A 26,573-nucleotide genomic window follows, 5' to 3' on the forward strand; every position below is an offset into this window, starting at 1 on the left:
TCAACAATCAAGCGGGTGCGCGCGGCGGGAAAATCCGCGTCGGCATCCAGAAAATCAGCAGGATCAACGCCACCGCGACACCGGCCATGACGTAATAAAGATCCGCAGAAGTCAGCACCACGGCCTGCTGGTGCAGGCGGTGGGCAAGGCCCGCGGCATCGCTGTCAGCCAGGGGTGAGTTACCCAGGGCGTCCACCAGCATGGTCGAGTGGAAATGCAGGCGGTGGGTGGTCAGCACCTCGATCACCCCGGTGGCGACCACCGCCGCCAGGCCCTTGACCGTGTTGAACCAGGCCGAGGCAAACGGCCCGTCAGTGGGCACGATGCTGCCGGTGGACAGCATCAACAGCGGCAACACCGCCATCGGCTGCCCGAAGATTTGCAGCAGTTGCAGCACGTAGAACTCATCCCGGATCCACGCCGAGGTCAGTTGCGCGCCGCCAAGGCAGGACAAGGTCAGCATGCCCAGGCCAATCCCCAGCACCCAGCGGCAATCCACCCAGCGCAAGTTGCACAGGGCGGCTACCAGGGGCAGCGCGAGCAACTGCGGCAGCGCCATGATCAGCATCACCGGCGCGGTTTGCAGCGGCCGGTAACCCTGCACCTGCGCCAGGTAGCTGGACGGCAGGATGATCACCGCCTGCAACACCACCAGCACCCCGGCCAACACGATCAGGGCGAAGGCCAGGTTGCGCAGGCCGAGCATCTGCAACTTGAAGAACGGCATCGGGTGTGACCATTCATTGAGCATGAACAGCACCAGCAACAGCACCCCGCCAATCAGCAGCGTGGTGATCAGCGGCGACTCGAACCAGTCCAGGCGGTTGCCCTGCAAGATGCCGATCACCAGCATGCAGATCGCCGGGAAGCCCAGCAGCAGGCCGCGCCAGTTGAACTGCTTGAGGCGCTCCAGGCGCAGCGGGTCCTGGGGCAAGCCGTAGGCCACGGCGGCCATGGCCAGCAGGCACGGTGCGACGATCTGCCAGAACGCCCACTGCCAGCCGACGTATTCGGTCCAGAGTGCCGCCAACGGTGTGCCGAGGCTGGGGCCGAAAGTGGCGGTCAGGGCATAGCCGGCCAGGCCGTAGAGCTTGACGTGGGCCGGCAAGAAACGCAGGGCCACGGTCATCAGCATCGGCGGCAAGGCTCCACCGGCCAGGCCTTGCAGGGTGCGCAGTACCAGCAGGCTTTCATAATTCGGCGCCAGCGGGCAAAGCACCCCCAGCAGGGTAAACAGGCCGATGGCCCACAGGGTGAAGCGGCGCAGCGAAAACGTCACCGAACACCACGGCGCAAAGGCCATGGCCGAGACGGAAGTGGCGGTGTAGGCAGCAACCAGCCAGGTACCTTCGTCAAACCCGATGTACAGCGCACCGCGGATATCGGCGAGGGCGACCTTGGTCACCATTTCGTTCAGGCCCGAGACCAGTACCGCCAGCAGCACGCCAACCAGGCCGATGATGATCCGTGGGCCGAACACAGGGGGGCTGACGGCGGCGGGTTTGGCGGCGGCCAAGGGCGCGGGGGCAGCGAGGGAAGTCATGAAGGTACAACTCGGCAATAGAATACCCGAGCAGTTTAATAAGGCTTAGACATGACGAAAACTGACTTGTGGGAAGGTTATAACTGCATCAGACGCAATGATTGAACGTAGGAGCTGGCTTGCCTGCGATAGCGGTGTATCAGTTACAGATGCGTTAGCTGACACACCGCTATCGCAGGCAAGCCAGCTCCTACATTTGATCGGGGTCATCAGACCGGCTGGGCTTCGCGCCAGGTCGCCGCGCAGCTTTCGCGCATGGTTTCGCGCAGCCATCGGTGCGCCGGGTCTTTGTCGAAGCGCGGGTGCCAGGCCTGGGTCAGGACCAGGGTCGGCAGGGAAATCGGCAGGGTGAATGCGCGCAGTGGCAGTTTCAGGCGATTGGCGCTGTACAGCGCTTCCTTGGGCACCGGCAGGATCAGGTCGGAGTCGGGCAGCATGAACATCGCACCGTGAAACCCCGGCGCGATCATCGCCACCCGGCGCTCCAGGCCCTGGGCACTGAGGGCAGTGTCGATCGGCCCACGGGCGATACCGCGCCGGGAGATGCTGATATGGGAGTAGCTGGCAAAGCGCGCCGCAGTGATTTCTTCGTCGAACAGCGGGTGGCCTTCACGGGCCAGGCCGACGAAGGTGGTGGAGAACAGGTTCTGCACCTTCACTTCCGGGGTGATCGGCATGGTGTTGCCGACGCGCAGGTCCAGGCGCCCTTCGCGCAAGGCTTCATCGTCACTGTCGCCTTCCGGCACAAAACGCAGCTCGCAGTGGGGCGCCACCCGTTCCATGGCATCGAACAAACGACCGCCATACACGCCGACAAAAAAGTCATTGGCACGCACACTGAACCGCCGGCGCAAAGTGCTCAGGTCGACCTCGTCCGCCGAGCGGAACAGCAACGCCGCCTGCTCCACCACGTTGCGCACCTGGCCCTGCAACTCCAGGGCCTTGGGCGTGGGCACCAGGCCGCGCCCGGCGCGCACCAGGATCGGATCGCCGACAGCCTCGCGGATGCGCGTCAGGGTGCGGCTCATCGCCGCCGGGCTGAGGTTCATCCGCCGTGCGGCGCCCACCACACTGCCCTCGTCGAGCAAGGCGTCGAGGGCCACCAGCAGGTTCATGTCCGGTAATTGCATGCCAAGCACTCGTGATGAATGTGGAGTACAGCGCACGCAATCGTAGCAGGCTTTATCGGTACTGTTTCAGGCTATGCGGCAGGTAATCGGCGTAGGTGGCGGTGGGATTGGCCTGACACTGGCGGACGATTTCCGGCAATAAGTTTTCCAGCTGATCGGCCAGGACCAGGCCGTCGGCATAGGTAGTTTTGCCACTGAACGCCGGCAGCATCACCGCAACGCGGGTGATGGCGAAGCTCTTCATGGCACTCAAAGGGCGGGTGGGATGCTCGCGGCGGAACTGGCTGACCTCCTCGCTCAAGTCACGGCAGGATTGAAACTTCACCTCGGTAAAGTTCAGTTGCACCCCTTCACGGCTGATGGGCTCGGGCGAAAACAGCATATCGTTGCGCGCCTCGACCACCGCAGGCCGCTCGGCGCTCACTGTCCACGGCTTGAAGCGCCATTGCTTGGCCGCACCGACAGCCGCTTCGCCAAAGGCGGGCTTGGTGGCATTGAGCGCTTTTACATCGCTGACCGATCCGTCGTTGTGGATCTTGAGGCTGATCCGCGCATGCCCCTGGGTGGTTGTCAGGGTCTTGGGGTACACCGGCTTGACCGTGAACACCACTTCAGGCTCAAACCCGGCAAAAACCGCTGTCGACGCGAGTAAGGCTGCAGCCAAGACAAGAAACCGCATGTTCGTAAATCCTTTTACCGGCCAGGCCTGACGCCAGGGCGGCGTCAGGTTCGGGCGGCATTATCGGACTCATAGCGGCCAAAGAGCAATAATTCCTATTTAGCGCTGCATGCCCCAGCGCTTCACGGTGACGCGCTCGAGGGTGTCGAACACCAGGTTTTCCACGAGCAGGCCGATCAGGATCACTACCGCCAGCCCGGCGAATACCTTGTCGGTGTACAACTCGTTGCGGTTCTGGAAGATGTACCAGCCCAGGCCGCCCTTGCCGCTGGTGGCGCCGAACACCAGTTCGGCGGCGATCAGCGTGCGCCAGGCAAAGGCCCAGCCGATCTTCAGGCCAGCGAGGATCGATGGCAGCGCCGCCGGGATCAGGATAAACAGCACAAAGCGCATGCCCTTGAGGCCGTAGTTGCGCCCGGCCATGCGCAGGGTTTCCGACACCCCCATAAACCCCGAGTAGGTGTGGAGCGCCAAGGCCCACAGCACCGAGTGCACCAGCACAAAAATCAGGCTGTTCTGCCCCAGGCCAAACCACAACAGCGCCAGGGGCAGCAGGGCAATCGCCGGCAGCGGGTTGAACATCGAGGTCAGGGTGCTCAGCAGGTCGCGGCCCATCTGGGTCGAGACCGCCAGGGTGGTCAGGGCAAATGCCAGGACGATGCCGATCAGGTAGCCCTTGAGCAGCACCACCAGCGAGATGCTGACCTTGCCCAGCAACTCGCCGCTGGCAATGCCGTCGTAGAAGGCGTGGAAGGTCTGCAAGAAGCTGGGCAGCAGCAGGTCGTTGTTCTGATAGCGCGCCGCCGCTTCCCAGAGGATCGCCAGCACGATCAGGATCAGGCCCTTGCGCAGCCAGCCTTGTTGCCACAGGCGTTGGCGCAGGGGTAAGGCGCGTTCCACGGGCACGCCGGGCAGCGGTTGCAGGGTGATTTCATATTCCTGGCGCATGGGCACAGTCCTTCAATAAGCGATGCGGATGTCGGCGAAATCCAGTTCGGTTTCTGCCTCGGGCGACTCATCGAACAACAGGCGATGAATACGCCGCGCCGACGCCTGGAACGCCACACCGCCGAGGCTGTGCAGGTCGTATTGATGGCTGTGGATTTCGGCGCGCACCCGCCCTGGATGGGGCGACAGCAACAGGATGCGGTTGCCCACCACCAGCGCCTCTTCGATGGAGTGGGTGACAAACAGCAGGGTGAAGCGCACCTCTTCCCACAGCAGCAGCAACTCCTCCTGCATCTTGCGCCGGGTCAGGGCATCGAGGGCGGCGAAGGGCTCGTCCATCAGCAGGATTTTCGGCTGCATGGCCAACGCCCGGGCAATCGCCACCCGCGCCTTCATGCCACCGGACAGGGTGTGCGGATAGGCGTCGGCAAAGGCGCTCAAACCGACCTTGTCGAGGTAGTACAACGCCCGCTCCTCAGCTTCGCGGCGCTTGAGGGTCCGGGACGCCAGCAGCGGGAACATCACGTTCTGCTTGACGGTTTTCCAGGGCGGCAGTTGGTCGAACTCCTGGAACACCACGATGCGATCCGGGCCCGGTTGCTCGACCTTTTGCCCCAGCAGGCGGATCTCGCCTTCGCAGGGTTTGATAAAGCCGGCCACCGCCTTGAGCAGCGTGGATTTGCCGCAGCCCGAAGGCCCCAGCAGTACAAAGCGGTCAGCCGGATCGATCTCGAAGCTGACCTGGTGAGTGGCCCGCACCACCCGTTCGGGGGTGCGGTATTCCAGGCTGACTTGATCCACCGCGAGCAAGGCTTGGGCGGGACTCAGGTTGCTGGCCGTGTGGCCTTGCAAAGGCGCGTTCATCTCAGCTCCCTTGCAGCGGCTTGGCATCCTGGAAGAAGTAATCCTTCCACGACTCGGGTTTGTTCTTGATCGCGCCCACGCGGTAGAGGAATTCAGCCAGTGGGTAGGTGTTTTTCGGCGTGACGCTGAACTCAAATTGCGGGTTGTCGATGATTTTCAGCAACTCGGCCCGGTCGATCTTGGCCTTGGTCACCCGGATATAGGTGTCGGCGGCGGCGCCCTTGTCGTTCTGGGCGAACTGCGCGGCCTCGGTCAGGGCATCGATGAAGGCCTTGTAGGTTTTCGGGTTGTCGTTGCGAAACTTCTCGGTGGCGAACAACACGGTCGGCGAGTTCGGCCCCAGCAGGTCATAGGTGTTGAGCACCACATGCACGTTCGGGTTGGCCAGGGCCTGATCCTGGAACGGCGGGTTGGAGAAGTGCCCGGTCAGCTCGGTGCCGCCGGCGATCAGCGCGGCCGTGGCGTCGGGGTGCGGCACGGCGATGGTGTATTTATCCAGGCGATTGAATTCCTTGTCGCCCCATTGCTTGGCCGCAGCGTATTGCAAGAACCGCGACTGCACGGAAACCCCCACGGCCGGCACGGCGATGCGGTCTTTCTCGGTGAAGTCTGCAATGGTCTTGACCTTGGGATTGTTGCTGACCAGGTAGTACGGGAAGTTGCCCAGGGAGGCCACGGCCTTGACGTTCTGCTTGCCGTGGGTGCGGTCCCAGATGGTCAGCAGCGGGCCGACACCGGCGCCAGCAATGTCGATGGAGCCGGAAAGCAGCGCGTCATTGACCGCCGCGCCGCCGGACAACTGGGTCCAGTCGACCTTGATGTCGATACCTTCCTGCTTGCCGTATTTCTCGATCAGGTTCTGGTCGCGCACCACGTTGAGCAGCAGGTAAACGATGCCGAACTGCTCGGCAATGCGAATCTGGCCTTCGGCCTGGGCGACAGTCGGGGCAACCAGACTGCCGGCCAACAGGCTGATGCCAAGGCCCACGGTCGCGGCCAATCGTGCAAAGGGGGTTTTGCTGGACATGGTCATGCTCCGAATCAGAAGGGGGCGTCGCCCTGGATGGTGGTGCGAAACAGCTTGCGGCGCAGGTGGCTGGGGCAACCGGCGGCCAGGTGGATCAGCGAGCGGTTATCCCAGAACACCAGGTCGTGGGGCTGCCAGCTATGGCGGTAGATGTTGTGCGGGTGGACGCTGTGGGCGTAGAGCTGGGCCAGCAGGTCGCGGCTTTCGTCTTCGGGCAGGCCGACGATACGGGTGGTGAATCCTTCACTGACGAACAGTGCCTTGCGCCCGTTTTCCGGGTGGGTGCGCACCACCGGGTGCACCACCTCGGCGACCTGGGCCAGTTGTTCGGGGGTCAGGGTTGGGCGCCAGTTGCCTTCGAATTTGGTTTCGCTGTAGCGCGCGGTGTAGGAGTGCGCGGCGCTGCGGCCCTCCACGGCTTTGCGCAGATGCTCGGGCAGTTGGTCCCAGGCTTTGTGCATGTCGGCAAACAGCGTGTCGCCGCCTTCGGACGGCAACTCCTGGGCGTGGAGCATCGAACCCAGGCTCGGCAGTTCCTTGTACGACAGGTCCGAGTGCCAGAACTTGCCAGCGTCGCCCAGGCCGACGGATTGACCATTTTCGATGATGTTGGAGACGATGAGGATTTCCGGGTGGTTGGCCAGCAGGAACTGTTTGAGCACATGGATCTGCAACACGCCGAAACGGCGGCTGAAGGCGATCTGTTGCTCGGGGGTGATGCGCTGGTCGCGGAACACCACCACATGGTGGTCCAGGTGCGCGCGGTGGATGCGGGCGAAGTCCTGGTCGTTGACCGGACGCGACAGATCCAGGCCGATGATCTCGGCGCCTACGCTGCCGGGGAATGGGCGGATGTCGAAGGTTTGGGCGGTGGGCAAGGCGGCTGTGGCGGTGGACATGAGATCACTCCCTGGCAGTCAGGAGAGTGACTTTATAGATATAAGAACTGGAATTTAAATACCGTTAGAGAATAACTATATGGCCTTTTAAGGGGTTGAGGCCGGAAAGTGTGGTGGAGTTGAGGGCCCTATCGCAGGCAAGCCAGCTCCCACATTTTGACCGTGTAAACCGATCCAATGTGGGAGCTGGCTTGCCTGCGATGAGGCCAGGCCAGGCAATCGAGATCAACGCTCCTGCAACGACTCCGCCCGGGCCTTGATGATGGGCTTGAGCAGGTAGCTGAGGATGGTTTTCTTGCCGGTGATGATATCGACCGAGGCGACCATGCCGGGGATGATGATCAACGGCTTCTCATCGGTGCCCAGGTGGCTGCGATCGGTGCGCAAGGTGATCATGTAGTAGGTGGTTTTTTTGTCTTCGTCGGTGATGGTATCGGCACCGATGCGCTCCAGCTTGGCCTTGAGGCCGCCGTAGATGGTGTAGTCATAGGCGGTGAACTTGACCACGGCCTCTTGCCCCGGGTGCAGGAAAGCAATGTCTTGCGGGCGGATCTTGGCTTCCACCAGCAGGGTGTCGTCCAACGGCACGATTTCCACCATGTCGCTGCCCGGCTGAATCACCCCGCCGATGGTGTTGACCAGCAGTTGCTTGACGATCCCGCGCACCGGCGAGGTGACCAGGGTCCGGCTCACCCGGTCTTCGAGGGCTTTGCCGGTGGCCTGGGCCTTGTTCAAGTCGGTGCGTGCTTCGTTGAGTTCGGTCAGGGCTTCGCTGCGGTATTTACCGCGGGTCTCGTCGATCTTGCGCTGCACTTCCTTGATCGCCGAATCGGCGCGGGGGATGGCCAGGGTGGTGGCGTCCAGCTGGCCACGGGTTTCCATTTCTGCGCGCTTGAGGCGCAGCACTTCCACCGGCGACACCGCCCCCTGGGCGACCAGGGGTTCGGACATGTTGATTTCCTGGCGCTGCAACGACAGCTGGTTACGGTACTGGCCCTGCTTGGAGGTGTATTCGCGCATCTCCTGCTGGCGCTGGGTCAGTTGCTCCTGCAAGCCGCCGATTTCGTCCTTGAACTGCTGGCGCCGGCTTTCGTACAGCGACTGCTCGTTGATCGCCTGGGTGGGCGCAGCAGCCCGCACATCTTCAGGGATATTCAACGGCCGGTCTTCGACCTGGGCGTTCAAGCGTTCGATGCGCAACAGCAGGGACAGGCGCTGGGCCTCGGTTTCCCCGGCGTTGGAGACAAAACGTGTGTCGTCCAGGCGAATCAGCGGCGCGCCGGCTTCGACGATCTGCCCTTCCTTGACGTACAGCTCGGCGACAATGCCGCCTTCCAGGTTCTGGATCTTCTGCAGCTTGGAGGATGGGATGGCCTTGCCATCGCCACGCGTGACTTCGTCGACCTTGGCAAAGCCGGCCCACAGCAGCATGCACAGGAAAAACCCGATGATCCCCCAGATGGTCAGCCGCACGACGCGCGGGGCATCTTCGATCAGGGCCTTCTTGACCTCTGGCAGTGGCTGGCCGTCCAGCGAATCGGAACCAATGAAGTAACGACGGACCGCGTCCTTGAATTTACGCAACACTGATCTGCCCCTTCTTCAACGCTTCCATCACTACGGCTTTCGGGCCATCCGCGAGGATCTGCCCACGGTCGATGACCAGCAAACGGTCCACCAAAGACAGCAACGACGCCCGGTGTGTCACCAGCACCACGGTCTTGTTTGCCACAACGGCTTGCAGGCGCTGTTTGAGGCGTTCCTCACCGGTGTTGTCCATGGCGCTGGTCGGTTCGTCCAGCAGCAGGATAGGCGGGTTGAGCAACAGGGCACGCGCCAGGGCGACGTTTTGTCGCTGGCCGCCAGAAAGGTTCTGGCCCCGCTCGCCTACTTGCAGTTCGTAGCCTTGCGGATGCAGGCGGGCAAATTCGTGGACGCCCGCCAGTTCGGCGGCTTGCAGCACCACTTCGTCTTCAACGTAGCGGGCGCCGGAGACCAGGTTGTCGCGCAGGGTACCGGCCAGCAGTTGGATGTCCTGGGGCACATAGCCGACGTTGTGGCGCAGCTCGCTGACGTCGATCTGGCGAATGTCCACGCCGTCTACCAGCAAGGCGCCAGAGTCGGGCTGATAGAGCCCCACGATCAGTTTGGCCAGGGAACTCTTGCCCGAACCGCTGCGCCCGATGATGCCAATTTTCTCGCCGGGCTTGATCACCAGGTTGATGTTCTTGAGCGCCATGTTCTGCTGGTTGGGGTAGGTAAAGTTCAGGCCCCGGCACTCGATGGCGCCTTGCAGGGTGCGGCGGCTCAGGGGGCGCTCTTCGAAGTTGCGCTCCTGGGGCAGCTCCATCATCTGGTCGGTGGAGACCATGGTGACTTTGGCCTGCTGGTAGCGGGTCATCAGGCCCGACAGCGACGCCAGGGGGCTGAGGGCGCGGCCACTGAGCATGTAGCAGGCAATCAGGCCGCCCATGCTGAGATTGCCGGCGATGATCTGGTAGACCCCGAAGACAATCATGATCACACCCGCCAGTTGCTGGATCAGCAGGGTGATGTTCATCGACAGCCCGGAGAGCATTTTGACCCGCAGCTCAAGGCGGCTGAGGGTGCCAATGGTCTGTTCCCACTGGTACTGGCGCTCGCTTTCGGCGTTGTTGACCTTGACCGCGTCCAGCCCGGCCAAGGTTTCGATCAGGCTCGACTGGCGCTCGGAAGCCAGGGCCATGGTGCGTTCCATGGTGGCGACCAACGGCTTTTGCAGCAGGTAGCCGATGCCCAGGGCAATCGGGAAGGCCAGCATGGGGATCCACACCAGATGCCCGCCGAGGATGGCGATCACCATGAAGATCAGCAGGGTGAACGGCAGGTCGATCAGGCTGGTGAGGGTCAGGGACGCGAGAAAATCGCGCAGGCTCTGAAACTCGTGGATGTTCTGGGCGAAACTGCCGACCCGCGCCGGGCGGTACTTCATCGACATGCCGACGATCCGCTCGAACAGCGTGGCCGAGATGATCAGGTCGGTTTTCTTGCCGGCCAGGTCCAGGCACAGGCTACGCAGGCTCTTGAGGACCAGGTCGAAGACGTAGGCGATGAAAATACCGGTGGCCAGCACCCACAGGGTGGCGGTGGCCTGGTTCGGCACCACGCGGTCGTAGACGTTCATCACGAACAGCGGCGCGGCCATGGCAATCAGGTTGATCAGGAAACTGGCGGCGATGGCATCGGCGTAGAGCCAGCGCGAACGCTTGAGGGTATCGCGAAACCACGAGCGGGCCCGAGGGATCAGGGTGCCGTGGCTGACATCGAATTTGTGCTGGGGCTGGGCAAAGAACACTTTACCGATGTAGTCATCGGCCAAGGCTTGACGCTTGACGATGGTTTCACCGCCATCGCTTTCGCTGAGCAGCACCTGGGCTTCGTCTTCACCCTGCCAGCCGAGCAGCACGGCGCTGCGACCGTCCTTGAGCAACAACAACGCCGGCATGGCAATCGCGGGGATCGAATCGAGCTTGCGTTGCAGCAGGCGCCCTTGCAAACCGGCGCGGGCCGCGGCCCGGGCCAGCAAATCGGCAGTCAGTTGCTGTGCCGGCAATGGCAGACCGGTGGTCAGCATCGCCGCACTGGCGGGCTTCTGGTGCAGGGCGCAGAGAGCCAACAACCCGTCGAGTAACGGGTCGTCGTGCAATGTGCGTGGATCATGACTGAGATGGACTCGACTGACTTCTGATTCCACGCGGGCTCTCTCAACTAACAGATGGGACTATAAGGAATAGCTCAATTCATCCCAGGCAGTTGAACTTTCGGCTTCACATCGTTCTGTACGACGGAGGCCATCGGTGCGACCACTCCCTGGCTCTTGAGCAACTCGCCCATGGTCGCCTTGATTCGGTACTGAGTAAATAACTGAACGTTTTTTATCTCTTCCAGACGACGCGAAGCGGTGAACAGTTCGTTCTCGCTGTCGAGCAAGTCGAGCAGGGTCCGCTCGCCCAGGCTGAATTGCTTTTGGTACGCGCCGCGCACCTTGCTGCTGTGGTCGACGTATTGCTGGGCAATCGGCACCTGGGCATTGGCGTTGTTCATGGCGTTCCAGGCCAGGCCCAGTTCTTCGTTCAATTGACGCAGGGCGTTGTTGCGGATATCCAGAGCCTGGTTGGACTGGTAGGACTTGGACTCCAGCTCAGCCTTGTTGCTGCCACCGGCATACAGGTTAAAGCGCATGCGCAGCATGGCTTCCCATCCATTGTTGTGGCTGGCGTCGCCGTCGATGTTGTTGTCGGCGTTGCGGCCCAACTCGGCGTCGAAGCGTGGGTAGAAGGAAGACTTGGCGGCTTCGTATTGTTTTTCGGCGGCGGCGATGTCGGATTCGGCCGAACGCAGGATCGGGCTGTTATCCAGCATCTGGCGGCGCGCTTCGTTCAGGTCTGCTGGCAGCAGCGCCATGAAGCTTGGCGGACGCTCCAACTGATCGGCTTCCTGGCCAACAGCGCTCAGGTAGTTGGTCTGGGCATCGGCCAGGTTGGTCTGCTCGGTGATCACGTTGTTGCGGGCCTGGGCCAGACGGGCTTCGGCCTGGTCCAGGTCAGCCCCGCTGCCGACGCCGCGCTGGGTGCGCAACTTGATCTGGTCGTAGATGCGCTCGTGATTGCGCAGGTTGTCTTCAGCCAGGCGCACGAACTCACGACGGGTCAGGACGTCCAGGTAAACCTGGGCTACCGTCAATGCTGTGCGCTCGGAAGTGCCAAGCAACGAGAAAGCGCGGGAGTTAACGGTGGCTTGTTGACGCCCAACTTCACTGGAGGTGGCAAAACCGTCAAAAACCATTTGCTGCAGGCGCAGGCTCGATTCACCGCGATTAAGGGTGTCCCAGTGGCCGCCACGGGCCCGGGTGGAAGAACTGTCGGTGCCTTCACGGCCGTAACCGGCGTTCAGGTCGACACGGGGCAGGTAACCGCCCTTGGCCGCACGTAACTGATAGTCGGCAGCAATACGAGCGTTGACACCTGCCTGAATCTCCGGGTGCACATCCAGCGCTTGCTGCATGGCCTGGGGCAGGGTTTGGGCTTGTACAAAACTGGCGGCGAGAACGAACGGTATTGCCTTAAGCAGGTGCAAACGCATTTAAAAATTCCCCAGGACTTCTTGTCTCAAGTCACAGCAACTTGGCGTGCTGCGTTAGAAAATGGCTACCGTAATGACCGTACGTCGGAAAGTTCAAAAGCGGAACTGGTTCACACATGTAGGACGGTTCGCCGCGTGAATATCAATGTGACATTAGCGAGGCGATTGTTTAGGATGGCGCCAATAAGGTCAATAGTTTGGCATAAAGTAAATCGCCAAAAAATATAGCCAATTATTTGACGTCACCCGTTTTATAAACTACGCACTTCCCAGGTTGATGAATCCCATAGGGTCTCAGCCACAGGAACACCCACAGAATGGATCGCCGGAGAAATCTTCAATGAGCAGTGTTGTTGCAATCGTCAAAAGCATTGTTGGCCAAGTTTTCGTCATTTCTCCGGAAGGCGCCCGTCGGGTGCTTGTTGAGGGTGATCGCCTGTTCGCCGGCGACCAGATAGACACCGGCATGTCGGGCGCCGTCAGCCTGGAGCTGGCCGATGGCCGCACCCTGGACCTGGGCCGTGATACCCAGTGGAGCGCCAACGCGCCCGACTCCAGCACCGACCTGAGCCAAGCCACCGCACAGGCCGCGCCTTCGGTTGCCGAACTGCAGCAGGCCATTGCCGCCGGCGCTGACCCGACCACCGACCTGGAAGCCACTGCCGCAGGCGCGACAGCTTCTGGCACGGGCGCTGCCGGTGGCGGCCACAGCTTTGTGATGCTCAATGAGACGGCTGGCTCGGTTGATCCGTCCATTGGTTTCCCGACGGCAGGCCTGGGGTTCGGTACCAATGCGTTGACCAACGAACTCGGCGGGCAGCCGACCGATCCCCTCACGGCAGCACCTTTGCCGTCGACCCTGTCGCTGAGCGCCACCCCGACCATCACCGAAGCCGGCGGCGTGCTGACCTACACCGCCACGGTGACCCAGCCGTCTACCAGCAACCTGACCGTCACCCTGTCCAACGGCGCGGTGATCACCATCCCGGCCGGCCAGGTGACTGGCTCCGTGAATGTGCCCCTGGCGCCCAACGACAGCCCTTACATCGATCCAGGCCAGATCAGCGTCACCGTCACCGGCACCACTGGCGGTAACAACCTGATCGTGACCGTCGACCCGACGCCGGCAGTTACCCAGATCACCGACACCATCGACACCACCACCGTGACCCTGACAGCAGGCGAAACGGTGACCGAAGGCGGTCAGATCACCTACACCGCGACGCTGACCAACCCGGCGCAGACGCCTGTCACCATTACCTTGAGCAACGGCTCGGTCATCACCATCGAGGCGGGTAAGTCCACCGGTACGGTGGTGGTCGACACGCCGGCCAACGATGTCTACACCAATGGCAGTACGGTCAGCACCACCATTACCGGGGCAACCGGTGGCAACTTCGAAAACCTGGTGCCCAACACCACACCAGCCGTCACGACGATTACCGACTCGGTCGACGACACCGGCGTAACCCTGACCGCGACCAACACGGTCACCGAAGGCGGCCAGATCACCTACACCGCGACGCTGACCAACCCGGCGCAAACCCCGGTGACCGTGACCTTGTCCAACGGTTCGGTGATCACCATCAAGGCCGGCGAGTCCGTGGGTACCGTGGTGGTCGACACCCCGGCGAACGACGTCTACGTCAACGGCAGCACCGTCACGACGACCATCACCGGCACAACCGGTGGCAACTTTGAAAACCTGGTGCCCAACACCACGCCAGCCGTCACCACCATCACCGATTCGGTCGACACCACCACGGTGACGCTGACTGCGCCTGGCGATGTCAGCGAAGGCGGCCAGATCACCTACATCGCCACGCTGTCCAATAAAGCGGACACCGACGTTACCCTGAAGCTGGACAACGGTTCGACCATCGTCATCAAGGCAGGTGAAACCGTTGGCTCCGTCACCGTCGATGCTCCGGGCGATGATGTGTTTGTCGACAAAAGCACGCAAACGGTAAAGATCGTCGAGACTAATGGCGGTAACTTCGAAAAACTGGAAGTGGCAGGCGATGGCGCGACCACCACCGTCAACGACACCATCGACAAGGTCGATGTGGTCCTGACCGCCACAACCACCGTGGGCGAAGGCGGCCAGATCGTCTACACCGCATCGCTGGTGGACAAGGCAGGTAACCCGGTCACCAACACCACCAATCCGTTGACCGTGACGCTGGACAATGGCCAGACCATCACCATTGGCGTCGGCCAATCCGCGGGCACTGCCAGCACTGTTGCGCCAAACGATGTGTATGAGGGCAACCAGACCGTCACCACCGCTATCACCAATGTGACCGGCGGCGCGCATTTCGAGAACCTGGTGCCTGGCACCACGCCGGTCAACACCACCGTGACCGACACACCCGGCACCACCGACACCACCACCGTCACCCTGACTGCGCCAGGCGAGGCCGACGAAGGTGGCAACATCACCTACACCGCGACCTTGAGCAACAAGGCCGGCAGCGACCTGACCCTGACCTTGAGCAATGGTGACGTCATCACTATCGCCAAGGGCGAGACGACCGGCCAGGTGACGTCCAAGGCACCGAGCGACGACGTATTCAAAGATGCAGGCCCGATCAACGTCACGATCAATCCGGACGTCGTGGGTGGCGGTTTCGAGAAGCTTGATATCGCACCGGGTGGGGCGACAACGCAGATCAACGACACCATCGACAAGGTCGATGTGGTGCTGACCGCGACCAAAACTGTGGGTGAAGGCGGCGAGATCGTCTATACCGCGACCTTGGTGGATAAAAACGGCGCGCCGGTGACTAACATCACCAGCCCTGTGACTGTGACTCTGGATAACAACCAGGTCATCACCATTGGCGTGAACCAGTCGAGCGGTACCGTTTCGGTTGTGGCTCCGGACGACGTCTACAAAGGCGACCAGACTGTCACTACCGGCATTAAAGAAGTCGCCGGTGGCGAGCACTTCGAGAACCTGGTTCCGGGGACTGACAAGGTCACCACGACTGTTACTGATACCCCAGGTACCGATAACACCACGACAGTGACCCTGACGGCGCCGTCGGAAGTGAGTGAAGGTGGAAAAATCACCTACACCGCCACCTTGAGCAACAAGGCTGACACTGACGTCACCTTGACCCTCGATAACAAACAAACCATCACCATCAAGGCCGGTGAAACCGTCGGCACCGTGACAGTGGATGCTCCAGGCGATGACGTGTTCATCGATAAGAGCACCCAAACAGTCCAGATCACCGGCACTGACGGTGGCAACTTCGAGAAACTCGTGGTTGCAGGCGATGGCGCTACTACCACCATCAACGACACCATCGACAAGGTCGATGTGGTGCTGACCGCGACCAAAACCGTGGGTGAAGGCGGCGAGATTGTTTACACCGCTACCTTGGTGGATAAGAACGGCGCGCCGGTAACCAACATCACCAGCCCTGTGACTGTGACTCTGGATAACAACCAGGTCATCACCATCGGTGTGAACCAGTCGAGCGGGACTGTCTCGGTTGTGGCTCCAGATGACGTGTACAAAGGCGATCAAACCGTTACTACCGGCATTAAAGAAGTCGCCGGTGGCGAGCACTTTGAAAATCTGGTTCCAGGTACCGATAAAGTCACCACCGTCGTGACTGATACCCCAGGTACCGATAACACCACGACAGTGACGCTGACGGCTCCTTCGGAAGTGAGTGAGGGTGGAAAAATCACCTACACCGCCACGCTTTCTAATAAAGCGGATACCGACGTCACCCTGACCCTCGATAACAAACAAACCATCACCATCAAGGCTGGCGAAACCGTCGGTACTGTGACGGTGGACGCTCCAGGCGATGACGTGTTCATCGATAAGAGCACCCAAACAGTCCAGATCACCGGCACTGACGGCGGCAACTTCGAGAAACTCGTGGTTGCAGGCGATGGCGCGACTACCACCATCAACGACACCATCGACAAGGTCGATGTGGTGCTGACCGCGACCAAAACCGTGGGTGAAGGCGGCGAGATTGTTTACACCGCTACCTTGGTGGATAAGAACGGCGCGCCGGTGACTAACATCACCAGCCCTGTGACTGTGACTCTGGATAACAACCAGGTCATCACCATTGGTGTGAACCAGTCGAGCGGTACCGTTTCGGTTGTGGCTCCAGATGACGTGTACAAAGGTGATCAAACCGTTACTACCGGCATTAAAGAAGTCGCCGGTGGCGAGCACTTTGAAAATCTGGTTCCAGGTACCGATAAAGTCACCACCGTCGTGACCGACACACCGGGCACTGATAACACCACGACCGTCACCCTGACCGCGCCTAGCGCCGTCAACGAAGGCGGCAAGATCACCTACACCGCCACCTTGAGCAACAAGGCTGACACTGACGTCACCTTGACCCTCGATAACAAACAAACCATCACCATCAAGGCCGGCGAAACTGTCGGCACCGTGACAGTGGATGCCCCAGGCGATGACGTGTTCATCGACAAGAGCACCCAGACCGTCCAGATCACCGGCACCGACGGTGGCAACTTCGAGAAACTCGTGGTTGCAGGCGATGGCGCGACTACCACCATCAACGACACCATCGACAAGGTCGATGTGGTGCTGACTGCGACCAAAACCGTGGGTGAAGGCGGCGAGATTGTTTACACCGCTACCTTGGTGGATAAGAACGGCGCGCCGGTGACTAACATCACCAGCCCTGTGACTGTGACTCTGGATAACAACCAGGTCATCACCATTGGTGTGAACCAGTCGAGCGGTACCGTTTCGGTTGTGGCTCCAGATGACGTGTACAAAGGTGATCAAACCGTTACTACCGGCATTAAAGAAGTCGCCGGTGGCGAGCACTTTGAAAATCTGGTCCCGGGGACTGACAAGGTCACCACGACTGTTACTGATACCCCAGGTACCGATAACACCACGACAGTGACGCTGACTGCTCCGTCGGAAGTGAGTGAAGGCGGCAAGATCACTTACACCGCCACGCTTTCTAATAAAGCGGATACCGACGTCACCCTGACGCTCGATAACAAACAAACCATCACCATCAAGGCTGGCGAAACCGTCGGTACTGTGACGGTGGACGCTCCAGGCGATGACGTGTTCATCGATAAGAGCACCCAGACCGTCCAGATCACCGGCACCGACGGTGGCAACTTCGAGAAGCTTGTCGTTGCAGGCAACGGCGCGACTACCACCATCAACGACACCATCGACAAGGTCGATGTGGTGCTGACCGCGACCAAAACCGTGGGTGAAGGCGGCGAGATCGTCTACACCGCGACCTTGGTAGATAAGAACGGCGCGCCGGTAACCAACATCACCAGCCCTGTGACTGTGACTCTGGATAACAACCAGGTCATCACCATTGGCGTGAACCAGTCGAGCGGTACTGTTTCGGTTGTAGCTCCAGATGACGTGTACAAAGGCGATCAAACCGTTACTACCGGCATTAAAGAAGTCGCCGGTGGCGAGCACTTTGAAAATCTGGTTCCAGGTACCGATAAAGTCACCACCGTCGTGACTGATACCCCAGGTACCGATAACACCACGACAGTGACGCTGACGGCTCCTTCGGAAGTGAGTGAGGGTGGAAAAATCACCTACACCGCCACGCTTTCTAATAAAGCGGATACCGACGTCACCCTGACGCTCGATAACAAGCAAACCATCACCATCAAAGCCGGTGAAACTGTCGGTACTGTGACGGTGGACGCTCCAGGCGATGACGTGTTCATCGACAAGAGCACCCAGACCGTCCAGATCACCGGCACTGACGGCGGCAACTTCGAGAAACTCGTGGTTGCAGGCGATGGCGCTACTACCACCATCAACGACACCATCGACAAGGTCGATGTGGTTCTGACCGCAACCAAAACCGTGGGTGAAGGCGGCGAGATCGTCTACACCGCGACCTTGGTGGATAAGAACGGCGCGCCGGTGACTAACATCACCAGCCCTGTGACTGTGACTCTGGATAACAACCAGGTCATCACCATTGGCGTGAACCAGTCGAGCGGGACTGTTTCGGTTGTGGCTCCGGACGACGTCTACAAAGGCGATCAAACCGTTACTACCGGCATTAAAGAAGTCGCCGGTGGCGAGCACTTTGAAAATCTGGTTCCAGGTACCGATAAAGTCACCACCGTCGTGACCGACACACCGGGCACCGATAACACTACAACTGTGACCCTGACAGCTCCGTCGGAAGTGAGTGAGGGTGGAAAAATCACCTACACCGCTACGCTTTCTAATAAAGCGGATACCGACGTCACCCTGACACTCGATAACAAACAAACCATCACCATCAAGGCCGGCGAAACCGTCGGTACTGTGACAGTGGATGCCCCAGGCGATGACGTGTTCATCGACAAGAGCACCCAGACCGTCCAGATCACCGGGACTGACGGTGGCAACTTCGAGAAACTCGTGGTTGCGGGCGATGGCGCGACTACCACCATCAACGACACTATCGACAAGGTCGATGTGGTGCTGACCGCGACCAAAACCGTGGGTGAAGGCGGCCAGATCGTCTACACCGCCACCCTTGTGGATAAAAACGGCGCCCCCGTCACTAACACCACTGGTCCGCTGACAATCACCCTGGATAACAACCAGGTCATCACCATCGGTGTGGACAAGTCGAGCGGTACTGTCTCGGTTGTGGCTCCGGACGACGTGTACAAAGGCGACCAAACCGTTACTACCGGCATTAAAGAAGTCGCCGGTGGCGCGCACTTCGAGAACCTGGTTCCGGGCACTGATAAAGTCACCACCGTCGTGACGGATACACCGGGCACCGATAACACTACAACTGTGACCCTGACTGCTCCTTCGGAAGTGAGTGAAGGTGGAAAAATCACCTACACCGCCACGCTTTCTAATAAAGCGGATACCGACGTCACCCTGACCCTCGACAACAAACAAACCATCACCATCAAGGCCGGCGAAACTGTCGGCACCGTGACAGTGGATGCCCCAGGCGATGACGTGTTCATCGACAAGAGCACCCAAACCGTCCAGATCACCGGGACTGACGGTGGCAACTTCGAGAAGCTCGTGGTTGCGGGCGATGGCGCGACTACCACCATCAACGACACCATCGACAAGGTCGATGTGGTGCTGACCGCGACCAAAACCGTGGGTGAAGGCGGCCAGATCGTCTACACCGCCACCCTTGTGGATAAAAACGGCGCACCCGTCACTAACACCACTGGTCCGCTGACCATCACCCTGGATAACAACCAGGTCATCACCATCGGTGTGGACAAGTCGAGCGGTACTGTCTCGGTTGTGGCTCCGGACGACGTCTACAAAGGCGACCAGACTGTCACTACCGGCATTAAAGAAGTCACCGGTGGCGCGCACTTCGAGAACCTGGTTCCAGGTACCGATAAAGTCACCACCGTCGTGACGGATACACCGGGCACCGATAACACTACAACTGTGACCCTGACTGCTCCTTCGGAAGTGAGTGAAGGTGGAAAAATCACCTACACCGCCACCTTGAGCAACAAGGCTGACACTGACGTCACCTTGACCCTCGACAACAAACAAACCATCACCATCAAGGCCGGTGAAACCGTCGGCACCGTGACAGTGGACGCTCCAGGCGATGACGTGTTTATCGACAAGAGCACCCAGACCGTCCAGATCACCGGGACTGATGGTGGCAACTTCGAGAAACTCGTGGTTGCAGGCGATGGCGCTACTACCACCATCAACGACACTATCGACAAGGTCGATGTGGTGCTGACTGCAACCAAAACTGTGGGCGAAGGCGGCCAGATCGTCTACACCGCCACCCTTGTGGATAAAAACGGCGCCCCCGTCACTAACACCACTGGTCCGCTGACCATCACCCTGGATAACAACCAGGTCATCACCATCGGTGTGGACAAGTCGAGCGGGACTGTTTCGGTTGTAGCGCCGGACGACGTGTACAAAGGTGATCAAACCGTTACTACCGGCATTAAAGAAGTCGCCGGTGGCGATCATTTTGAAAATCTGGTTCCGGGCACTGACAAGGTCACCACGACTGTCACTGATACCCCAGGTACCGATAACACCACGACTGTGACGCTGACTGCTCCGTCGGAAGTGAGTGAGGGTGGCAAGATCACCTACACCGCCACGCTTTCTAATAAAGCAGATACCGACGTCACCCTGACGCTCGATAACAAGCAAACCATCACCATCAAGGCTGGCGAAACCGTCGGCACCGTGACGGTGGATGCTCCAGGCGATGACGTGTTCATCGACAAGAGCACCCAGACCGTCAAGATCACCGGTACCGACGGCGGCAACTTCGAAAAACTCGTGGTTGCGGGCGATGGCGCGACTACCACCATCAACGACACCATCGACAAGGTTGATGTGGTGCTGACCGCGACCAAAACCGTGGGTGAAGGCGGCCAGATCGTCTACACCGCCACCCTTGTGGATAAAAACGGCGCACCCGTCACTAACACCACTGGTCCGCTGACCATCACCCTGGATAACAACCAGGTCATCACCATCGGTGTGGACAAGTCGAGCGGTACTGTCTCGGTTGTGGCTCCGGACGACGTCTACAAAGGCGACCAGACTGTCACTACCGGCATTAAAGAAGTCACCGGTGGCGCGCACTTCGAGAACCTGGTTCCAGGTACCGATAAAGTCACCACCATCGTGACCGACACACCGGGCACCGATAACACCACCACCGTCACCCTGACCGCGCCAAGCGCCGTCAACGAAGGCGGCAAGATCACCTACACAGCTACCTTGAGCAACAAGGCTGACACTGACGTCACCCTGACCCTCGACAACAAACAAACCATCACCATCAAGGCCGGTGAAACCGTCGGCACCGTGACAGTGGATGCCCCAGGCGATGACGTGTTCATCGACAAGAGCACCCAGACCGTCCAGATCACCGGGACTGATGGTGGCAACTTCGAGAAACTCGTGGTTGCAGGCGATGGCGCGACTACCACCATCAACGACACCATCGACAAGGTCGATGTGGTGCTGACCGCGACCAAAACTGTCGGTGAAGGCGGCCAGATCGTCTACACCGCCACCCTTGTGGATAAAAACGGCGCACCCGTCACTAACACCACAGGTCCACTGACCATCACCCTGGATAACAACCAGGTCATCACCATCGGTGTGGACAAGTCGAGCGGTACCGTTTCGGTTGTAGCGCCGGACGACGTCTACAAAGGCGACCAAACCGTTACTACCGGCATTAAAGAAGTCGCCGGTGGCGAGCACTTTGAAAATCTGGTTCCAGGTACCGATAAAGTCACCACCGTCGTGACCGACACACCGGGCACTGATAACACCACGACTGTGACGCTGACTGCTCCATCGGAAGTGAGTGAGGGTGGCAAGATCACCTACACCGCCACGCTTTCTAATAAAGCGGATACCGACGTCACCCTGACGCTCGATAACAAGCAAACCATCACCATCAAGGCTGGCGAAACCGTCGGCACCGTGACAGTGGACGCTCCAGGCGATGACGTGTTCATCGATAAGAGCACCCAGACCGTCAAGATCACCGGCACTGACGGCGGCAACTTCGAAAAACTCGTGGTTGCGGGCAACGGTGCAACGACGCAGATCAACGACACCATCGACAAAGTCGATGTGATCCTGACCGCGACCAAAACTGTCGGTGAAGGCGGCCAGATCGTCTACACCGCCACCTTGGTGGATAAGAACGGTGCGCCGGTAACCAACATCACCAGCCCTGTGACTGTGACTCTGGATAACAACCAGGTCATCACCATCGGTGTGGACAAGTCGAGCGGTACCGTTTCGGTTGTAGCGCCGGACGACGTCTACAAAGGCGACCAAACCGTTACTACCGGCATCAAGGAAGTCACCGGTGGCGCGCACTTCGAAAACCTGGTTCCAAATACCGACAAGGTCACCACGACTGTCACTGATACCCCAGGCACCGATAACACCACCACCGTCACCCTGACCGCGCCAAGCGCCGTCAACGAAGGCGGCAAGATCACCTACACCGCCACCTTGAGCAACAAGGCTGACACTGACGTCACCTTGACCCTCGACAACAAGCAAACCATCACCATCAAGGCCGGCGAAACCGTCGGCACCGTGACAGTGGACGCTCCAGGCGATGACGTGTTCATCGACAAGAGCACCCAGACCGTCAAGATCACCGGTACCGACGGTGGCAACTTCGAAAAACTCGTAGTTGCAGGCGATGGCGCAACGACGCAGATCAACGACACGATCGACGATGTGAAGGTTGTGCTGACAGCCACCACCAGCGTCGCCGAGGGCGGCCAGATCGTCTACACCGCAAGTTTGGTAGACAAGAACGGCGTGGCCGTGACCAACGTGGGTTCCGACCTGGTGATCAAGCTGGACAACAACTTGATCATTACCATCGGTAATGGCAAGACCAGCAGCACTGCCAACTTCACCGCGCCGAATGATTTCTACATCGGCGCCAAGGACATTTCCGCCAAGATCACTAGTGTGGTCAGCGGTGGCGACAAGTATGAAAACCTGATCCCGGTCGGCACGCCAGTGGTTACCAAGGTAACGGACGTGACGAACGACACCGTGATCACCATCGCGGGCGATACCTCGGTTACCGAAGGCCAGACCGCTCACTACACGCTGAACCTGACCCAGCCGGCAGCCACCGAAGTCACGGTGACGCTCTCGTATAAAGGCGTGGCCCAGGACGGTTCGGACTTCAACGGCGTGTACACCGTGAAGATTCCGGCCGGCCAAAGCAGCGCGACGTTCGATATCAAGACCATCGACGACAAGCTGACCGAGCCTACGGAGAAGTTCGAGATCAGTATCTCCGGGACCTCCGGCGGCAATTTCGAGAACCTGGCTATCAGCACCACCAACGGTAAAATCGAAACGTCGATCATCGACAACGATGCACCACCGGCCATCGACCTGGACGCCAACAACTCCAGCGGCGCCACCGGTAACGACTTCAAGACCACGTTCACCGAAGGCGGCACTGGCGTGTCGATTGCTGACACCGACATCCGCATCACCGACCCGGACAGCACCCAGTTGACGGGCGCCACGGTGGTGCTGACCAATACTCAGCCGAACGATTCGTTGAGCTACACCAGCGTCCCTGGCATTACCGTGACCCCGGTCACGGACCCTGTCACCGGCAAGATCACCCTGACCCTCACCGGTACGGCGTCGCTGGCTGACTACATGTTGCAGATCAAGAACATCACGTTCAGCAACAGCAGCGAAGACCCAAGCACCACGCCACGGGCCATCACCGTGACCGTGACCGATGGCGGCAACTACTCGAACGTGGCGACTACCACGGTCAACGTAGTGGCGGTCAACGACGCACCGGTTGCCACTGGTAGTGCCGTCACCGGTACCGAAGACACGCCGCTGAAGCTGACCTGGGCCAACTTTGGGGTCACCGATGTGGATTCCCCGCAGGCCAGCCTCGGGGTGAAAATCACCGAACTGCCGGTGGCCGGCAAGCTGCAGTACCTCGCAGCGGACGGCACGACCTGGACCAACGTGACCGCCGGCCAGACCTTCACCAAGGCGCAGATCGACGGCGGCCAGTTGCGCTTCACGCCAAACGCCAACGAATCCGGAGCCGACGGCTACGGCGGCACGGGTGTGGGCAACAAGCAGGCGGACTACGCACAGTTCAAGTTCCAGCCAACCGATGGCAAGGACCTGGGCACCAGCACCACCGTGAAAGTCGACATCACCCCGGTTGCAGATGCGCCGACCTTGAGCGTTGCCGATAACAACATTGCGTCGGTCGGCCTGACCAAGCAGAGCTGGAACAGCATTGCGAACCTGGGCACCAACGGCAACGGCGCCTCGCCGACCGTGTTGAAAAACGCCATCGATAACGCCGGCACGCCAACCAGCACGACGGTTTCGACCACCGTCCTACCTACTGCAGATGTGCCTGGCGGTGCCGGCTCGAAGACCTCCGGCCTGATCTACCTGGAAGCCGGCAAGTCGTACACCTTCAGCGGCTACGGCGATGACAGCATCCTGGTCAATATCGGCGGCAAAGATGTGGCCAGCGGTACCTGGGGCTCCAACTCCGGCCAGTTCAACGGTACGTTCACCCCGACCAGCAACGGCTACTACAGCATTGATATCTACCATGCCAACCAATCAGGTCCGGGCAGCTTTGATCTCAAGCTGTCGGTCAACGGTGGCACCGCAACCAACCTGAGCAACACCACGATGCCGATCTACACCGGCATCAACGACCTGATCAGCGCCGGCGCGCAGGTATCCGACCTGCACGGCACCAACGGCCAGGGCTACTACGACGCGTACAAGCTCAATGAAGGGCTGGAAAACGGCACGGTCAAACTGACCAAGGTCACCACCGGCCTGACCGATACCGACGGTTCGGAAACCCTGAGCGTGAAGATTGGCAGCATTCCGGTGGGCGCAGTGCTCAGCGATGGTGCCGGGCATACCTTCACCGCGACCCAGGGCCATACCGAGGTGGACGTCACCGGTTGGAACCTCAACAACCTGAGCCTCAAGCCACTGCCTTACACCAGCGGCCAGTACAACTTGACCGTGACCTCGACCTCCACCGAAAGCCTCGGCGGCTCGGCCCAAACCGTGGCTAATCTGCCGGTCAAGGTGTACCCGGCAACCTACAGCGGGAGCACGGCGACTTCGGGCGATGACAACGTCAGCGGTACCAGTGGCAACGACATCATTGTGGCGGACGTTTCGGGCCTGAACGTGGTCCAGGGCAAGAACTACAACATCGCGTTCATGATCGATACGTCGGGCAGTATGGGCGACGACTCGGTGGCGGCGGCGAAAGCCTCGCTGACCACCGTGTTCAACTCACTGAAAAACAGTATCGGCTCCAGCACCTCTGGCACCGTGAACATCTTCCTTGCCGACTTCGATTCCCAAGTCAACCAGACCGTTACGGTCAACCTGAAAGACCCAGGCGCCCTGGCTGCCCTGCAGAAAGTCCTGGACTCGATGGTGTCTGAAGGCGGGACCAACTACGAAGACGTGTTCAAGGCCGCATCCAACTTCTTCAACAGTGCCAAGGCGACCAGTAATACTGGCGCAATCAACACAACGTACTTCATCACCGATGGCCAGCCGACGTTTTACCAACGCAGCGAGCAGGGCAACCCGACCTTGTACGGCAACGTCAAGCTGGATGATGTCGTCAACATGAACAACTACACCTTAGGCACCGCCACCAGGATCACTATCGACTCGACTCACCTGATTGATATTGATGCTGTCGGGAAAATGACGCTCTGGATCAACAACGGGGGCTGGTCGCAGTACAACCCGGGAGTCATCCACGCCCAAGGGGATGGCACTTTTGAGCTGTCGGTGCGCGACGGTTATGGCAACTATACCGACACCGCCACCACCACCAACTCCAATAGCGCATTTGCACTGCTCAAGGGCCTGTCCACCGGCGGTGTCGAAGCCATCGGCCTCAACAGTGGCGTCAGCCTGGATCAGTTGAAACCGTACGACAGCGATAACAAGCCACAAGCCAACATCGATCCCAAGGATCTGGCCAACGCCATCCTCGGTAGCAGCGAAGCCACCCTGCCGGGTGCCGACCGTGTCGATGGGGGTGACGGCAACGACATCCTGTTTGGCGACCTGGTGAGCTTCCCGGGCATTACCGGCGAGGGCTACAACGCTATCCAGTCCTACGTGGCAGGGAAAAACGGCGTGGCGGTTGCTGCCGTCACCGGCCAGGATGTGCACAAGTACATCACCGAGCACTACAACGAGTTCAACACCTCGGGTGCCAAGGACGGTAATGACACCCTGCTGGGTGGCTCGGGTGATGACATCCTGTTCGGCCAGGGCGGCAACGACTACCTGGACGGGGGCAAGGGCAACGACATCCTGCTGGGCGGCACGGGTAACGACACGCTGATCGGCGGCCAGGGCAATGACATCCTGATCGGCGGTACCGGTGCCGATACCTTCGTCTGGAGATCCGGTGACGTCGGCAACGACGTGATCAAGGACTTCAAGGCCTCGGAAGGCGACCGTATCGACCTGCGCGACCTGCTCAAGGGTGAAACCGACAGCACCATCGACAACTTCCTGAAGTTGACCACGGTGGATAACGTGACCACGCTGCAGATCAGTTCCGAAGGCAAGCTCAACGCTGCCGGCGGCCTGGCCAACGCGGATGTGACGATCAAGCTGGAAGGTAACAACTGGTCCGGGCAGACGATCAATTCGTTGATCAGTGGTGCTGACCCGACCATCAAGGTCGATCACACCTAATGAACCAATGACCCGGCCGCCTCTTGAGGCGGCCGATTCATTTGCGGCCACCGTTCGCTGGCATGGGGCAAC

General features: G+C 60.0%; 11 protein-coding genes. 1 reads left to right on the forward strand and 10 read right to left on the reverse strand.

The annotated features are described in order from the left end of the window. Nucleotides 1-7 precede the first annotated feature (7 nt). The 10 genes from HBO19_RS20900 to HBO19_RS20945 form a co-directional block, all read right to left on the reverse strand. The gene (locus HBO19_RS20900; protein WP_170058211.1) at nucleotides 8-1,543 is read right to left on the reverse strand and encodes an MFS transporter; all 1,536 of its coding nucleotides are present in this window, start codon (nucleotides 1,541-1,543) and stop codon (nucleotides 8-10) included. 209 nt (nucleotides 1,544-1,752) lie between these two features. Further along, nucleotides 1,753-2,673, reverse strand: coding sequence for a LysR family transcriptional regulator (locus tag HBO19_RS20905; RefSeq protein WP_169953996.1), 921 nt, complete (start codon nucleotides 2,671-2,673; stop codon nucleotides 1,753-1,755). Between the two features lie 52 nt (nucleotides 2,674-2,725). Further along, nucleotides 2,726-3,352, reverse strand: coding sequence for a TonB family protein (locus HBO19_RS20910; protein WP_169953997.1), 627 nt, complete (start codon nucleotides 3,350-3,352; stop codon nucleotides 2,726-2,728). 99 nt (nucleotides 3,353-3,451) lie between these two features. Continuing rightward, nucleotides 3,452-4,300, reverse strand: a complete 849-nt coding sequence (locus tag HBO19_RS20915) for an ABC transporter permease (protein WP_170058212.1) — start codon at nucleotides 4,298-4,300, stop codon at nucleotides 3,452-3,454. A gap of 12 nt (nucleotides 4,301-4,312) precedes the next feature. Further along, on the reverse strand, nucleotides 4,313-5,164 hold the full coding sequence (locus tag HBO19_RS20920; protein ID WP_169953998.1) for an ABC transporter ATP-binding protein: 852 nt from the start codon (nucleotides 5,162-5,164) through the stop codon (nucleotides 4,313-4,315). A 1-nt stretch (nucleotide 5,165) separates the two neighbouring features. Continuing rightward, nucleotides 5,166-6,191: an ABC transporter substrate-binding protein gene (locus HBO19_RS20925; RefSeq protein ID WP_169953999.1), complete on the reverse strand. Its 1,026-nt coding sequence runs from the start codon at nucleotides 6,189-6,191 to the stop codon at nucleotides 5,166-5,168. 14 nt (nucleotides 6,192-6,205) lie between these two features. Further along, nucleotides 6,206-7,090 carry a TauD/TfdA family dioxygenase gene (locus HBO19_RS20930; protein WP_170058213.1) on the reverse strand — a complete coding sequence of 295 codons (885 nt, stop codon included), beginning with the start codon at nucleotides 7,088-7,090 and terminating at the stop codon, nucleotides 6,206-6,208. Nucleotides 7,091-7,315: 225 nt separating this feature from the next. Then, a complete protein-coding gene (locus HBO19_RS20935; RefSeq protein WP_029298775.1) occupies nucleotides 7,316-8,677 on the reverse strand; it encodes an HlyD family type I secretion periplasmic adaptor subunit in 1,362 nt (453 codons plus the stop codon). After that, a complete protein-coding gene (locus tag HBO19_RS20940; protein WP_169954001.1) occupies nucleotides 8,667-10,823 on the reverse strand; it encodes a type I secretion system permease/ATPase in 2,157 nt (718 codons plus the stop codon). Before HBO19_RS20940 ends, HBO19_RS20935 begins: the two co-directional genes overlap by 11 nt. 41 nt (nucleotides 10,824-10,864) lie before the next feature. After that, entirely contained in the window at nucleotides 10,865-12,211 is a 1,347-nt protein-coding gene (locus HBO19_RS20945; protein WP_029298771.1) for a TolC family outer membrane protein, read from the reverse strand. Nucleotides 12,212-12,551: 340 nt separating this feature from the next. Here HBO19_RS20945 and HBO19_RS20950 point away from each other — a divergent pair, with 340 nt between their 5' ends. Then, the gene (locus HBO19_RS20950) at nucleotides 12,552-26,501 is read left to right on the forward strand and encodes a retention module-containing protein (RefSeq protein WP_170058214.1); all 13,950 of its coding nucleotides are present in this window, start codon (nucleotides 12,552-12,554) and stop codon (nucleotides 26,499-26,501) included. Nucleotides 26,502-26,573: the final 72 nt, after the last annotated feature.

The organism is Pseudomonas sp. WS 5021 (assembly GCF_012985535.1).
Classification (GTDB): Bacteria; Pseudomonadota; Gammaproteobacteria; order Pseudomonadales; family Pseudomonadaceae; genus Aquipseudomonas.

Coding starts and splice junctions, on each gene's coding strand:
- HBO19_RS20910 (WP_169953997.1), bottom strand. CDS start 3,352: ATGCGGTTTCTTGTCTTGGCTGCAGCCTTACTCGCGTCGACAGCGGTT.
- HBO19_RS20945 (WP_029298771.1), bottom strand. CDS start 12,211: ATGCGTTTGCACCTGCTTAAGGCAATACCGTTCGTTCTCGCCGCCAGT.
- HBO19_RS20920 (WP_169953998.1), bottom strand. CDS start 5,164: ATGAACGCGCCTTTGCAAGGCCACACGGCCAGCAACCTGAGTCCCGCC.
- HBO19_RS20950 (WP_170058214.1), top strand. CDS start 12,552: ATGAGCAGTGTTGTTGCAATCGTCAAAAGCATTGTTGGCCAAGTTTTC.
- HBO19_RS20925 (WP_169953999.1), bottom strand. CDS start 6,191: ATGTCCAGCAAAACCCCCTTTGCACGATTGGCCGCGACCGTGGGCCTT.
- HBO19_RS20900 (WP_170058211.1), bottom strand. CDS start 1,543: ATGACTTCCCTCGCTGCCCCCGCGCCCTTGGCCGCCGCCAAACCCGCC.
- HBO19_RS20930 (WP_170058213.1), bottom strand. CDS start 7,090: ATGTCCACCGCCACAGCCGCCTTGCCCACCGCCCAAACCTTCGACATC.
- HBO19_RS20915 (WP_170058212.1), bottom strand. CDS start 4,300: ATGCGCCAGGAATATGAAATCACCCTGCAACCGCTGCCCGGCGTGCCC.
- HBO19_RS20905 (WP_169953996.1), bottom strand. CDS start 2,673: ATGCAATTACCGGACATGAACCTGCTGGTGGCCCTCGACGCCTTGCTC.